At 70.8% G+C, this 13,910-nt stretch carries 13 protein-coding genes; 9 read left to right on the top strand and 4 right to left on the bottom strand.

Annotation, left to right across the window (positions count from 1 at the left end):
* Position 1 precedes the first annotated feature (1 nt).
* Positions 2 to 1,336 carry a 3-oxoacyl-ACP reductase gene (locus KVF89_RS03005; RefSeq protein ID WP_257423236.1) on the bottom strand — a complete coding sequence of 445 codons (1,335 nt, stop codon included), beginning with the start codon at positions 1,334 to 1,336 and terminating at the stop codon, positions 2 to 4.
* Between the two features lie 97 nt (positions 1,337 to 1,433).
* On the opposite strand from KVF89_RS03005, the gene KVF89_RS03000 reads away from it, so the two are divergent.
* A complete protein-coding gene (locus KVF89_RS03000; RefSeq protein WP_257423234.1) occupies positions 1,434 to 2,714 on the top strand; it encodes an acetyl-CoA C-acetyltransferase in 1,281 nt (426 codons plus the stop codon).
* A gap of 46 nt (positions 2,715 to 2,760) precedes the next feature.
* On the opposite strand, the gene KVF89_RS02995 is transcribed toward KVF89_RS03000, so the two are convergent.
* The 3 genes from KVF89_RS02995 to KVF89_RS02985 all read right to left on the bottom strand — a co-directional run bounded on the left by KVF89_RS02995 (position 2,761) and on the right by KVF89_RS02985 (position 5,651).
* Positions 2,761 to 3,447, bottom strand: a complete 687-nt coding sequence (locus KVF89_RS02995) for a TetR/AcrR family transcriptional regulator (RefSeq protein ID WP_257423232.1) — start codon at positions 3,445 to 3,447, stop codon at positions 2,761 to 2,763.
* A gap of 67 nt (positions 3,448 to 3,514) precedes the next feature.
* A complete protein-coding gene (locus KVF89_RS02990; RefSeq protein ID WP_257423230.1) occupies positions 3,515 to 5,038 on the bottom strand; it encodes an ATP-dependent DNA ligase in 1,524 nt (507 codons plus the stop codon).
* 4 nt (positions 5,039 to 5,042) lie between these two features.
* Positions 5,043 to 5,651 (bottom strand): TetR/AcrR family transcriptional regulator, encoded by a 609-nt coding sequence (locus KVF89_RS02985; protein WP_257423228.1) that lies wholly within the window; start codon positions 5,649 to 5,651, stop codon positions 5,043 to 5,045.
* Positions 5,652 to 5,769: 118 nt separating this feature from the next.
* Between KVF89_RS02985 and KVF89_RS02980 the strand changes: the two genes are divergently transcribed.
* From KVF89_RS02980 to KVF89_RS02945, 8 genes are all read left to right on the top strand, one after another.
* The gene (locus tag KVF89_RS02980) at positions 5,770 to 6,735 is read left to right on the top strand and encodes a DNA-3-methyladenine glycosylase family protein (RefSeq protein WP_257423227.1); all 966 of its coding nucleotides are present in this window, start codon (positions 5,770 to 5,772) and stop codon (positions 6,733 to 6,735) included.
* A gap of 171 nt (positions 6,736 to 6,906) precedes the next feature.
* Positions 6,907 to 7,731 carry an MlaE family ABC transporter permease gene (locus KVF89_RS02975; protein ID WP_257423226.1) on the top strand — a complete coding sequence of 275 codons (825 nt, stop codon included), beginning with the start codon at positions 6,907 to 6,909 and terminating at the stop codon, positions 7,729 to 7,731.
* Positions 7,731 to 8,600, top strand: a complete 870-nt coding sequence (locus KVF89_RS02970) for an MlaE family ABC transporter permease (protein WP_257423224.1) — start codon at positions 7,731 to 7,733, stop codon at positions 8,598 to 8,600. Before KVF89_RS02975 ends, KVF89_RS02970 begins: the two co-directional genes overlap by 1 nt.
* A 9-nt stretch (positions 8,601 to 8,609) precedes the next feature.
* On the top strand, positions 8,610 to 9,668 hold the full coding sequence (locus KVF89_RS02965) for an MlaD family protein (RefSeq protein WP_257423222.1): 1,059 nt from the start codon (positions 8,610 to 8,612) through the stop codon (positions 9,666 to 9,668).
* Positions 9,665 to 10,681, top strand: a complete 1,017-nt coding sequence (locus KVF89_RS02960; RefSeq protein WP_257423221.1) for an MCE family protein — start codon at positions 9,665 to 9,667, stop codon at positions 10,679 to 10,681. The genes KVF89_RS02965 and KVF89_RS02960 overlap by 4 nt, the downstream gene beginning before the upstream one ends.
* Positions 10,678 to 11,661, top strand: coding sequence for an MCE family protein (locus KVF89_RS02955; protein ID WP_257423219.1), 984 nt, complete (start codon positions 10,678 to 10,680; stop codon positions 11,659 to 11,661). Before KVF89_RS02960 ends, KVF89_RS02955 begins: the two co-directional genes overlap by 4 nt.
* The gene (locus KVF89_RS02950; protein WP_257423217.1) at positions 11,658 to 12,707 is read left to right on the top strand and encodes an MCE family protein; all 1,050 of its coding nucleotides are present in this window, start codon (positions 11,658 to 11,660) and stop codon (positions 12,705 to 12,707) included. The genes KVF89_RS02955 and KVF89_RS02950 overlap by 4 nt, the downstream gene beginning before the upstream one ends.
* An 8-nt stretch (positions 12,708 to 12,715) precedes the next feature.
* A complete protein-coding gene (locus tag KVF89_RS02945) occupies positions 12,716 to 13,909 on the top strand; it encodes an MCE family protein (RefSeq protein ID WP_257423215.1) in 1,194 nt (397 codons plus the stop codon).
* The last annotated feature ends 1 nt before the right edge of the window (position 13,910 follow it).

Raw genomic sequence — 13,910 nt, 5'->3', positions numbered from 1 at the left:
GTCAGGCACCCAGCATCATCTGGCCGCAGACCCGCACGACGTTGCCGTTGACGGCGGTGGAGGCGGGGGAGGCGTACCAGGCGATGGTCTCGGCGACGTCGACCGGCAGGCCGCCCTGGGACATCGCGTTGAGGCGCTGGCCGACCTCGCGGGTCGCGAACGGCACGGCGGCGGTCATCTGGGTGATGATGAAGCCCGGCGCGACGGCGTTGACCGTGATGCCGTCCTCGAGCCTCTCGCTCAGCGAGTCGACGAAGCCGATGACGCCGGCCTTCGACGCGGCATAGCTGGTCTGGCCCAGGTTGCCGGCGATGCCCGCGATCGAGGCGACGCCGATGATCCGGCCGTTGGCGTTGACGACCTTCTGCTCGAGCAGCTCGGCGGTGATCCGCTCGGGCGCCTCGAGGTTGATCTGCAGCACCTTGCCGAACCGCTCCGGCGTCTGGTTGGCGAGCTTCTTGTCCATCGTCACGCCGGCGTTGTGCACCACGATGTCGACCCCGCCGTGCTTCTCCTCGAGATGGTGCGCGATCCGCTGCGGGGCGTCGGCCGCGGTGATGTCGAGGGTGAGCCAGTCGCCGTCGAGCTCCTTCATCACCTTGACCAGGTCGTCGGCGGCCTGCGGGACGTCGAGGCCGACGATCTTCGCGCCGTCGCGGTGCAGCACCCGCGCGATCTCCTCGCCGATGCCGCGGCTGGCGCCGGTGACGAAGGCGATCTTGCCGGCCAGCGGCGCGGTCCAGTCCTCCAGCGCGGAGCCGTGCTGCTCGTCGTGGGCGCCGATGCGGACCACCTGGCCCGACACGTAGGCCGACTTGGGGCTGAGGAGGAAGCCGAGGGTCGACAGGACCGAGTCCTCGTAGCCGTCGGCGACGTAGACGAGCTGGACGGTGCCGCCCTTGCCGATCTCCTTGCCGAGGCTGCGGGTGAATCCCTCGAGCGCACGCTGGGCGATCCGCTCGCTGCCCTCGACCAGGCTCGGCGGGGTGCCCAGGACCACGACGCGGGCGCAGCTCTCGAGGCTGCGCATGAGGGGGGTGAAGAACTCCTGCAGCTCGACGAGCTGCTCGACGCCTGCGATGCCGGTGGCGTCGAAGACGAGGCCCTTGTACCTCTGGCCCTCGGTCTGGGCGCCCGCCGAGGAGATGCCCAGCACGTCCAGGAGGCCGGGGAGGGACTCGGCGAGCCGACCGCGGCCACCGGTGAGGACGGTGCCCGTGACCAGCGGATCGCCGGCGCGGTAGCGCTCCAGCTTGGTCGGGTTGGGAAGCCCGAGGTTCTTGACGAGGAGCTTGCCGATCGGGGAGCTCACGAAGCCCTGGTACTTGTCAGTCATGGCACCCATGTAACTAGATGTGTAACTCTGAGTCCACATTTCGTGATCTCGCCCTCAAAGGGTTCTGCCCGGGGCGCACCTGAGTGAGGATTGATCCATGACTGAGACTGTTCGCCGCGCTGCCGTACTCGGCGGTAACCGGATTCCGTTCGCGCGCTCCAACGGTGCCTACGCCACCGCGTCCAACCAGGAGATGCTGACCGCCGCTCTCGACGGCCTCGTGGCCCGGTTCGGGCTGGAGGGTGAGCGTCTCGGCGAGGTCGCCGGCGGTGCGGTCCTCAAGCACAGCCGGGACTTCAACCTGGTCCGCGAGTCGGTGCTCAGCACCCGCCTCGCGCCCGAGACCCCGGCCGTCGACCTGCAGCAGGCCTGCGGCACCGGCCTCCAGGCGATCAACTACATCGCCAACAAGATCAAGCTCGGCCAGATCGACTCCGGTATCGGCGGTGGCGTCGACACCACCTCCGACGCGCCGGTCGCGATCGGCGAGAAGCTGCGCAAGAAGCTGATCCAGCTCAACAACGCGCGCTCCACGAAGGACCGGCTCGCGATCCTCGCGACCGTCCGCCCCGGCGACATCGGGCTCGCGATCCCGTCCAACGGTGAGCCGCGCACCAAGCTGTCGATGGGCGAGCACCAGGCGCTGACCGCCCTCGAGTGGCAGATCGCCCGCGAGGCCCAGGACGAGCTGGCCGTCGCCTCGCACCACCACCTCGCGGCGTCGTACGACGAGGGCTGGCAGGACGACCTGATCTCCCCGTTCCGCGGTCTGGAGCGCGACAACAACCTGCGCGCCGACTCCTCCCTGGAGAAGCTCGCCAAGCTCAAGCCGGTCTTCGGCAAGGGTGAGGCGGCCACCATGACCGCCGCCAACTCGACCCCGCTGACCGACGGCGCCTCCGCGGTGCTGCTCGGCTCCGACGAGTGGGCTGAGGCGCACGGGCTCGAGGTGCTCGCCTACTTCGTCGACTCCGAGGTCGCCGCGGTGGACTTCGTCAACGGCGCTGAGGGGCTGCTCATGGCTCCGGCGTACGCCGTCCCGCGGATGCTCGAGCGCAACGGGCTCACCCTGCAGGACTTCGACTTCTACGAGATCCACGAGGCCTTCGCCTCGCAGGTGCTCTCGACCCTCGCCGCGTGGGAGAGCCCGGTGTTCTGCAAGGAGCGCCTCGGTCTGGACGCGCCGCTCGGGTCGATCGACCGAGCGTTGCTCAACGTCAAGGGCTCCTCGCTCGCGGCAGGGCACCCGTTCGCCGCGACCGGTGGCCGGATCGTGGCCAACACCGCGAAGCTGCTCCGGGCCAACGGCGGCGGCCGGGCGCTGATCTCGGTCTGCGCGGCCGGTGGTCAGGGCGTCGTCGCCATCATGGAGCGCTGAGCCGGGCCGAGACACGGCTGGTCGCCGCCGGCCCGCACCACCAGGGTCAGGCGGCGACCAGCGAGAGCGCCGAGCGCACGAGGTAGGAGCGCACCTGCTCCGCCGAGATCTGCCCGACCGTCGGGATGCCGGGCGCCGCCTCGGTGACGAGGATGCCGAGCCGGGCCAGCTGGAGCGCGCCGAGGCCGCTGGCGTAGAGCGCGTTGGCGAGCAGCACGGGGTCGTCGCTGAGGTCGAAGGCGCCCTGCTCCACGCCGTGGCTGAGGGTGTCGGACAGGACGGTCAGGCACGACGTGATGCCGCGCCCGAGCCGGAACAGCGGGCCCTCCGCGATCTCGTCGAGCAGCTCGTCGCCCGGCCGGACCATGAGCGCCTGGGCGCAGTCCACGAACGCCGGGTGCGCGACGCCGTAGTCGACGAACGATCCCACGATCCGCTCCAGCTGCTCACCCGGCGAGCCCCCGCTCGCCGCGGCCGCGGCCATCGCGTCGTGCAGCTCCTCGAGGTAGCCGACCAGGGTGAGCGCGAACAGCTCCTCCTTGCCGGTGAAGTGCCGGTAGACGATGGCCCGGTTGATCCCGACCGCGCTCGCGATCTCCTCGATCTGGACGTCGCGCACGCCCTTGGAGTCGAAGATCTGGCGGGTCGCGGTGATGATCTCCGCCTGGCGCGCCTTGCGTCGGGCTGCCGCAGCTCTGCGACGTCCGTCGGAGGCTGGTGCGTTGGTCGCCATGGGGCGAGTGTACGGGACGTGCAACTCGGTGTTGCAACATCTGTGACCGGGTGAGACACCGGTCGCCTCAGGGCAGCAGCCCTCGCACCGTCTCGATCGTGTCCGCCTCGTCGGCGGACTTGTCGGCGCGGTAGCGCACGACCCGGGCGAACCGGAGGGCGAGGCCACCGGGGTAGCGGGTGGAGCGCTGGAGGCCGTCGAGCGCTATCTCGACGACCTGCTCGGGGCGCACGGTGACGACCCAGCCGTCGTCCTCCACCTGGAGCTCCCGGAAGCGCTCGGTCTGCCAGGCGAGCATCTCGTCGGTCATGCCCTTGAACGTCTTGCCGAGCATCACGAAGCCGGTGGGCGAGGAGGGGTCGCGGGCGCCGAGGTGGATGTTGGAGAGCCAGCCGCGGCGGCGTCCGGAGCCGTGCTCGACGGCGAGGACGACCAGGTCGAGGGTGTGCACCGGCTTGACCTTGACCCACGCCGAGCCGCGCCGGCCGGCGTCGTACCCGGCGTCGGCTGACTTCACCACGACGCCCTCATGGCCCGAGGCGAGTACGCCGGAGGTGAATGCCGTCGCGTCCGAGACGTCGGTGCCGATCCAGCGCTGCACGCGGTGCTCGGCGGGGACGAGGTCCTCGAGGATCTGCCAGCGCTCGTGGGCGGGCCGGTCGATGAGATCGGTGCCGTCGAGGTGCAGGACGTCGAAGAAGTACGGCGACACGACGGACTCGCCCGCGACGTCCGAGGACGCTGTGCGGGAGGCCGTCTCCTGGAACGGCCGGGGACGACCGTCGGCGGCGAGCCACAGCGCCTCGCCGTCCAGCACCACCTGCGCGGTGGGCAGGGCGCGGGCGATCGCGACGACCTCGGGCAGCCGATGGGTGATGTCGTCGAGGCTGCGCGTGGCGATGACGACGTCGTCGCCGGAGCGGTGCACCTGGATCCGGATGCCGTCGAGCTTGGCGTCGACGCCGACGAGCCCCGACCCGCGACCGGCGGCCTTCGCGACCGCGGCCGCGACGTCCGGCGCGGAGGAGGCGAGCATCGGCAGGACCGGCCGGCCGACGGTCAGGCCGACCTCGGCGAGGGCGTCGGCGCCGGAGAACGCCGCGTCGACGACGTAGGTCGACCCGCCAGCCAGCATCGCGGCCCGCCGGACGGCGGCCAGCGGGACCTCGGCCGCCGCCGCGAGCGCCTCGGTCACGACCGCCTCGAGCGCGCCCTGGCGGACCTCGCCGACGGTCACGGCGCGCAGCCACTCCTGCTCGGGCGCGGTCGCCCGGCCGAACAGGTCCGCGACCGCCGCCGCCCGCAGCCCGGCCGAACCTGCGCCGGCCAGCAGCGACATCGCCGCGAACCGGGCGTCGACCTCGACGACCTCCAGGCTCGACGCCTCCGCGGGAGCGGGGAGGGACTGGAGACTGCGCCACCCGAGACCGGTACGCCGCTGACGGAGTCGTCCGCCGAGGTAGTGGGCCACCAGCGAGCGCTCGGCGGGGTCGGCGGTGAGCAGCAGTCCGCTGATCAGACGGGTCTTCTCCTTGCGCGAGCGCGTCGCGGCGACCTGGCGGGAGACGTCGACGAGGTCGCGGAGCAGCATCGGCTCAGCGCGTGGCTTCCAGCGACGCGGCGGTCACCGCGCCGTCGATGACCTGCTCGTAGACCAGGTCGAGGTCGAGGGCCTCCGCACTGGTGCCGGACAGGTCGCCGAAGTACCCGGCGACCTCCAGCGACACGAACCCGTGCAGGGAGGCGAACAGCGCCATCGCGCTCTTCAGCAGCCGGTCGTCCGGGAGGCCCGCGGAGCGGACCATCACGGCCAGCGCCTCGATCGCGTCGAGCGCCGCCGTGTAGAACGCCTCGCGGTCGATCGGCGGCCGGGTGAGGGCGGCGTACCGCTGCGGATGGCTGCGGGCGAACGCCCGCAGGGCGTGGCTGAGCGCGCGCAGGCCGTCGATGCCGGCGTGGCCCATGGCGGCGGCGCGGACGTGCTCGCCGAGCAGCCGCATCGCCCGGACCTGGATGAGCGCGCGCAGGTCCTCGAGGTTCGCGACGTGGTTGTAGAGCGAGGAGACCCGGGCCTCGAGCTCGGCCGCGAGCGAGGTCATGGTGAGGGCGTCGTACCCGTCGCGGTCGACGAGCGTCTCCGCCGCCCGGAGCACCGCCTCCTGGTCGAGGCGGGTCCGACGACCGCGGGTGGTGTCGATGCTCAACTGCCCTCCGGAGCCTGAGGATGTACGTCGTGAACGAAAAGGGTTCGTCCTTGCGCGAGAGAGCCTAGTGCGTCGCGCCTCGAAGCGCAGCGACCTGCCGTCGCCGTACAGTGCTCCGATGACCTCCCCGGCCGCCTCGGCCGCCTCGGAAGCCCCCGCCGCGACCCGCAGCTGGCGGCCGGGCCGCCCGGTCCCGGTCGGTGCGCTCCTGCGCCAGCAGCGCCGCGGGAGCGGTGACCCGACCCACCGGCTCGCGGTCGCGGGGAGGCACTGGCGCGCGAGCCGGACCCCGCAGGGCGTGGCCGCGCTGGCGGTCTGCGAGCAGGACCACGACGGAGTGATCGCAGCGTCCGCGTGGGGCCCGGGCGCCCCGTGGGCTCTCGACCAGCTGCCCGCGCTGCTCGGTGACCTCGACGACTGGACCGGCTTCGAGGCGCGACACCCGGTGCTGGCCGAGGCCCGACGGCACCACCCGCACCTGCGGCAGGGGCGCACCGGCCTGGTCCTGGAGGCCCTCGTGCCCGCCATCATCGAGCAGAAGGTCACCGGCCAGGAGGCCTTCGCCGGCTTCCGCGCGCTCGTTCGCGGGCACGGCATCCCCGCGCCCGGACCCGGGGCCGCGCACGGGTTGATGGTCCAGCCCGACGCCGCAACCCTGCGACAGGTCCCCTCGTGGGAGTGGCTGCGACTCCACGTCGATCCCGCGCGCAGCCGGGCCGTGGTGACCGCCGCCCGGCACGCCGAAGCCCTGGAGCGGGCCGCCGGCCTGCCGGGGGAGGAGGCCGAGCGGCGGCTGCGTGCCCTGCCCGGCATCGGCGTCTGGACCGCCGCGGAGGTACGCCAGCGCGCGCTCGGCGATCCCGATGCCGTCTCGTTCGGCGACTACCACGTCGCGAAGGACGTCGGCTGGGCGCTGGAGGGCCGCCTGTTCGACGACGCGGAGCTGGCGCGCTACCTGCGTCCGTGGGCGGGCCACCGCGGGCGGGTCCCGTTCCTCGTGGCTGCCGCGGGCCTGCGCCGACCACGGCGCGGTCCGCGGATGGCGCCTCGTGGTCACCTCGGGGGCCGTGACCAAATCGCGTGATAAGTGTTACACCGAGCAACAGGCAGTCGCCGGGGCGGGATCGGGACTCCGGGTGTGGCAGGCGGGGGTGCGTATGGGAGGGCCGGGAGCGGTGTTCGCCGTGGCGAGCCATGACGTCGGTCGGGTGACCTCCGTTGTCGGAGTCATGGACGACGAGAGGCGGGCGCCGCGATGAGCGCCGTGGCCGCCGGAGGGCGGTCCTTCCTCGACAACGTGACCGCCCGGTTCAGGGCCGGGGTGGTCACCACCGGTGAGCTGGTGAAGCTCGCGGTGGAGTCCATCCAGTGGGGCTTCTCCGACATCCTCGCGCGCAGGTTCTCGTGGTCCGAGTTCCTCCTGCAGTGCTGGTTCATGACGCGCGTCTCACTGCTGCCGACCATCCTGGTCGCGATCCCGTTCGGCGTCATCACGTCGGTCCAGATCGGCGCCGCCGCCAACCAGATCGGTGCGCAGTCGTTCATCGGAGCGGTCAACGGCATCGGCGTGCTCCGGCAGGGCGCGCCGTTGGTGACCTCGTTGATGATCGCCGGCGCCGTCGGGTCCGCCGTCTGCGCCGATCTCGGTGCCCGCACGGTGCGTGAGGAGATCGACGCGCTCAAGGTGATGGGCATATCGCCGATCCAGCGCCTGGTCGCGCCGCGGATCCTCGCGGCCCTCGTCGTCTCCCTGCTGCTCACCGTGATCGTCGCGATGACCGCCATGACGACCGCCTTCGTCATCGTCGTCGGCGGCGGCCAGATCTCGTCCGGCACCTATCTCGACTCGTTCGTCGGCCTCGCGCAGCCGGGCGACCTGGTCCTCGCCGAGCTCAAGGGCCTCATCTTCGGGTTCGTCGCGATCGTCGTCTGCGCGCACAAGGGACTGAGCGCGCGTGGTGGACCGAAGGCGGTCGCCGACGCGGTCAACCAGGCCGTCGTCCTCAGCGTGATCCTGCTCGCCGTGATCAACGTCGGCCTGACCCAGGCCTACGTCATGCTCTTCCCCGGAGGTGCCTGATGTCCGAGGTCCAGCTCGGTCGCGGCCTCGGCGCGCGCCTCTCCGACGCCATCGTCGGCCTCGCCGACGCGGTGATGAGCACGCTCGCCATGTTCGGCTCGTTCGTGAGCTTCTCCGGGAAGGTCTTCCGGGAGGTCCCGGCGACCATCGCCCTCTACCCGAGGGAGGTGCTGCGCCAGATCAAGGACATCGCCTGGGGCAGCGGCGCCCTCCTCGTCGGCGGCGGCACGGTCGGCGTCATGATCCTGCTCTCCGTCGCGGCCGGCACGTCGATCGGCATCGAGGGCTTCAACGGCCTCGAGATCGTCGGCCTGGCGCCACTGACCGGCTTCATCTCCGCGAGCGTCAACACCCGCGAGCTCGCGCCGCTGATCGCCGCCCTGGCACTCGGTGCGCAGGTCGGCTGCCGGTTCACCGCCCAGATCGGCTCGATGAAGATCCACGAGGAGATCGACGCCCTCGAGGTGATGGCGGTCAGCGCCGTGCGCTACGTGTGCACCACGCGCGTGATCGCGTGCATGGTCGCGATCCTGCCGCTCTACCTGATCGGACTGATCGGGAGCTATGTCGCCTCGCAGGTCTCGGTGGTGGTCCTGTTCGGGCAGTCACCGGGCCAGTACGACCACTACTTCTCGACGTTCATCCAAGGCCGGGACATCGTCTTCTCGATCGTGAAGATCCTGCTCTTCGCCCTGACCGTGGCCCTGATCCACTGCTGGTACGGCATGCGGGTCGGTGGCGGCCCGCAGGCGGTCGGCGAGGCGACCGGCACCGGCATCCGCGCGAGCATCGTGTCCATCGTCGTGCTCGACATGGTCCTCACCCTGGTGTTCTGGGGCGGCGACCCGGGCTTCCGGATCTCGGGGTGAGGTGACGACATGGCACGCGAGGTCTCCCGCAACGAACTGGCCCGTCGGGGCCTGATCGCGCTCGTCGCGCTCGCCGTCATCGGCGCGTTCATCACGCTGCGCAGCAACGGCACGTTCGGGTCCCGGCCGCACGTCAGCGCCGAGGTGGCCAACGCCGGCGGCGCGCTCCGTGCCGGCTCCGACGTCAAGATGAACGGCGTCATCATCGGCAAGGTCTCCAGCATCGCTCGCGCCGCCTCCGGTGGCGTCACCGTCGACATGGAGATGTCGAAGCAGGACCTGGACGTCGTACCCGGCAACGTCGTCGCGCGGATCCTGCCGGCGACCGTCTTCGGCACCACCTTCGTCGACCTGGTCGTGCACGGCACCGCGGCGGGCGAGCTGAAGGCCGGTGCCAAGGTCCCGGCCGACAGCACCCAGGAGACGCTCGAGCTCCAGCAGGCCCTTGACGACATCGACCGCCTGGTCAAGGCGCTCGGCCCGGCCGAGCTGGCCTCGGCGATCGGGTCGGCGGCCGAGGCGCTCGACGGGCGCGGCGGCCAGATCGGGGCCACCGTCCGCACCCTCAACGGCTACCTCGACCGGATCAACCCGCGGATGCCCCAGGTGCGCGAGGACCTGGAGGCGCTCGCCTCAACGACCCGGCTCGTCGACGAGATCGCGCCGGGTCTCCTCGACGCGACCGACGACGTCCTCGTCACGCTCCACACGATCGTCACCCAGGAGGCGGCGATCACCGCGCTGATCAGCGGGGGCACCAACCTGGCCCGCCCGTCGCGCTCGTTCTTGAAGGAGAACGAGAAGAGGCTGGTGGACTTCATCAACGGCTCGGCGGTCCTGCTGGACGCCGTCTACGACAATCGCAAGGCCGGCATCACAGATGCGCTCGCCGTCAACATCATGCTCGGCACGAGCCTGCCGCAGGCGGTGCGCGGCGGCTTCGTGAGGACCGACGGCACCCTGCGGCTCTCACCGCCGCCCTACTACACCAGCGGCCAGCGGCCGGTCTACCGCACGGGCAGCACCGACCCGGCCGGCGTCGGGCGGCTGTGGGGGGAGGGCCGATGACCGGGTTGCGCTCGATCGCGATCAAGTTCGCCGCCTTCGCCGTGGTCAGCGGCCTGATGCTGCTCCTGCTGGTCAACACCATGCAGAACGGCGTCAGCGGCGGCACCCACGAGTTCAGGGCCGAGTTCGCCGACGTCAGCGGGTTGCGCGTCGGCGACGACGTCAAGGCCGCAGGCGTCCGGGTCGGCCAGGTCAAGGGCATCGAGGCGACCGACGACGGCGCCGAGATCAAGCTCGAGCTGGTCGAGGACCAGCCCCTGCTCGACTCGACCAAGCTGGTCATGCGCTACCAGAACCTGCTCGGCCAGCGGTACATCTCGCTGGTCCAGGGTGCCCAGCGGGGCGGCGAGCTCAAGGACGGCGCGACGGTCCCCATCACCCGGACCGACCCGGGCTTCGACCTCACCGGCCTGCTCAACGGCTTCCGGCCGCTGTTCAAGGTGCTCCAGCCCGGCGACGTCAACCAGCTGGCGACGTCGCTCGTCAAGGTGCTCCAGGGCGAGGGCGGCACGGTCGAGCAGCTGCTCCAGCAGACCGGCCAGCTCAGCAACTTCCTCGCCGACCGCGACGCCGTGATCGGCGAGGTGATGACCAACCTCCAGCCGGTGCTGGACAACATCGCGGGTCGGGGCGACGAGCTCTCCCAGACCGTCGCCGAGCTGCGCCGGCTGATGACCGGGCTCGCCGAGGACCGCACGTCCATCGGTGCCTCGATCGACGGCGTGAGCCGACTCGTCGGCGCGACCAGCTCGCTGCTCAAGGAGGTCAAGGTGCCCCTGACGAGGACGACGGACCGGCTGGTCACCGTCGCCGACATGTTCGAGCGGTCCCGCAAGGGCCTGGTGGACGCGATCCCGGCGTTCACCACCGTCTTCGAGTCGCTGGGCCGCGCGTCGTCGTACGAGAACGCGCTCAACGTCTACGTCTGCTCGTTGTCGATCGCCCTGACCGCCAACAGCTCCGGCATCAACCCGGTCGGCAACAACGGCCCCTGGTCGGCGGCGTGCCGATGAAGCCCATGAACGAGCGCAACCCGCTGCACGTCGGCATCGTCACGCTGGTGATCCTCGGCCTGGTCGGCGCGGTCGTGATCGTGCTCAGCGTCAGGACCTTCGGCACGAAGACCTACACCGCGGTCCTCGAGCACACGGCGGGCCTGCGTCAGGGTGAGGACGTCCAGGTCCACGGCGTGATCTCCGGCAAGGTCACCGGCATCGAGCTGGAGGCCGACCACGTCCTGGTCACCTTCGCCCTCGACTCCGGGATCGCACTCGGCGAGCGGTCGTCGGCGACGGTCAAGGTGGCCACGCTGCTCGGCACCCACTACCTCGAGGTCGACCCGAACGGGTCAGGCAGCCTCGCCGGCGGCCAGATCCCGCTGGAGCGGACCTCGGTTCCCTACAACCTGCAGGACGTCATCGAGAAGGGCTCCGAGGCGCTGGACGAGCTCGATCCCGAGCTGCTGGCCCAGGCGCTGACCGCGATGGCCGGGACACTCGGTGCGAGCAAGGAGGAGATCGGTCCGGCGCTGGAGGGCGTCGCCCGGCTCTCCGAGGTGGTCTCGAAGCGGTCCGACCAGGTCGGCGACCTGTTGGAGTCCACCCGGAAGGTCACCGACCAGCTCTCGGCGAGCAGCCAGGACATCGTCGGCCTGATGAAGCAGACCAACCTGGTCGTCGGCGAGATCACCGCCCGCCGCGAGGCGATCCACCGGCTGCTCGTGGAGACGACGGATCTGTCCAAGGCGCTCACCGCGATCGTGAAGTCCACCGACGGCAAGCTCGGGCCCGCGCTGAAGGACGTCGAGGCGGTGCTCGACACCCTCAACAGCCAGGACAAGCAGCTGACCAGGCTGCTGGAGCAGATGGCTCCCGCCATCCGCTACGTCACCAACGCGACCGGCAGCGGTCCCTACCTGCCGCTCTACGTCAAGCCGCCGGCGATTCCGGCCGACGACACCACCTGCAAGCTGGAAGGGACGTGCCAGCGATGAGCCGGGCCCTCGACAAGCGTGTCACCCGCGCCACCCACGTCGCCGGCGCGGTCGTCGCCGCCCTCGCCCTCCTCCTCACCACCGGGTGCGGTGTCGTCGGCGGGTCGGACAAGATGACCGTGAAGGCCTACTTCGCCGACTCGGCGGGCCTGTTCGTCGGCAACGACGTCGGCGTCCTCGGTGTCACCATCGGGTCCGTCGCCTCGATCGAGCCGGCGGGCGACAAGGTCCTCGTGACCATGGAGATCGACGCCGACCAGCCCGTGCCGGCCGAAGCCGGCGCGGTCGTGGTGGCCCGGTCGGTGGCCACCGACAGGTACGTCGAGCTGACGCCCGTCTATCGCGAGGGCGCGAAGATGCGGGACGACGCCACGATCACACTGGACCGCACCCAGACGCCGGTGGACTTCGACCAGGTGCTGGAGTCGCTCAACGACTTCGCCACGGGCATCGGCGGCAACGCCGAGACGACGAAGGCCGTCCAGGAGTTCATCGACGCCGGCACGGAGGCCCTCCAGGGCCGTGGCCCGCTGCTCAACCAGACCATCCACTCGCTCGCCGACGGTGTGGACGGGATCGCCAGCCACCGCGCGGACATCGCGGCGACGCTGAGGTCGCTCGACGTCCTCCTGACCACGATCTCCGCCAACGAGGACACGGCCCGCACCTTCATCCAGCAGGTGTCGCAGGCGTCCCAGCTGCTCGCCGACGAGCGGGGCAACTTCCAGAAGGCCCTCCGCTCGCTCGACGAGGCGGTCACGACCGTCGCGCGGTTCGCGGTCGACAACCGGGAGTCGATCGTGGCCAGTCTCGACGGCTCGACCACCCTGATGAACACGCTGCTCGCCAAGCAGGACCAGCTCGCCGAGATCCTCCGCGTGATGCCGCTGGCGCTGCAGAACCTGCAGCTGGTGCAGGGCGATCGGCTCCCGGTGCGGATCGACCCCCTGATCCTCGACCCGCTGGGTGGCCTCCTGCAGCAGGTATGCCAGGGCCTGCTGGGGCCGCTGTGCAACATCATCAACGGCACGCAGCCGGGATCGTGAGGAGAGTGATGACCGCGATGAGGACACGGGGCACGCTCGCGCGAACCGGTCTGGTCCCCGCGCTCGCCCTGGTGCTGGGTGTGCTGTCGGCCTGCGGCACCACGATGCGCGACCTGCCCATCCCGGGCACCGGGGTCTCCGGTGACACGATCGAGATCGAGGCGCAGTTCGACGACGCCCTCAACCTCGCGGTCGGAGCACCGGTGAAGGTGAACGGCGTCGACATGGGCAAGGTCAAGTCGATCGAGCCCGACGACTTCACGGCCCGTGCGACGCTGACGGTGAAGAAGGACGCGGCCGTCCGGGAGGGTGCTCAGGCGCGACTGCGCTACACCACCCCGCTCGGTGAGCTGTTCGTCGACGTCACCAACCCGGCCTCGGGCGCCGAGCTCGCCGACGAGGCGGTCCTCAGCCGGGAGAGCACGCGGACGGCGCCGTCCGTCGAGGATGCACTGGCCCAGGCGTCGCTGCTGATCAACGGAGGCGGCCTCGACCAGCTGCAGACCGTGACCGAGGAGCTCAACACCGCGCTGAGCGGCAACGAGGAGGACTACCGGGCCCTGCTCGACAAGGCGTCGGTGTTCCTCACCCAGGCCAACTCCACCACGCAGGCGATCGACGGCGTCCTCACCTCGATGAACTCGCTCTCGACGACCCTGAACGGCCGCAAGAAGACCATCAACCGCGCGCTCAAGGAGATCCGGCCGGCGGCCAAGGTGCTGCGGGAGAAGACCCCGGCGTTCACCGAGCTGCTCGCCGAGGTCGAGAAGTTCAGCGGGGCGGCCAACGACACGGTCACCAAGACCCGGACCCAGCTGCTCAGCATGCTCAGTGAGCTGGAGCCGGTGCTGGCCGAGTTCGCGGCCAACAACGGGACCTTCGAGAAGTCGCTGCAGGCCGTGATCCAGGCGTCCGGCTCGGCGGACGCGGTGATCGGCACCGACTACCTCAACATCGCGCTCGAGCTGCACGTCGACAACCTGAACATCGACGGACTCCTCACCGGTGCCGTCAGCGGTCTGGTCACCGACCTGCTCGACCTGATCGGCCTCGGGAACCTGCTGCCCGGGCTGCTGGGCGGCGGGAAGGCGGGCGGCAAGACCGGTGGGGGCACCGGTGGGCCCACCGGTGGGGCAGGTACGACGACCGACCCGCTCGGACTCAACGGCCTCCTCGGCGGCCTCTTCGGACGGGGGGACTGAG

The organism is Nocardioides carbamazepini, from assembly GCF_024614185.1.
Taxonomy (GTDB): Bacteria; Actinomycetota; Actinomycetes; order Propionibacteriales; family Nocardioidaceae; genus Nocardioides; species Nocardioides carbamazepini.
The sequence above is the reverse complement of the archived record's forward strand: the minus strand, read 5'-3'. Positions and strand labels throughout refer to the sequence as shown.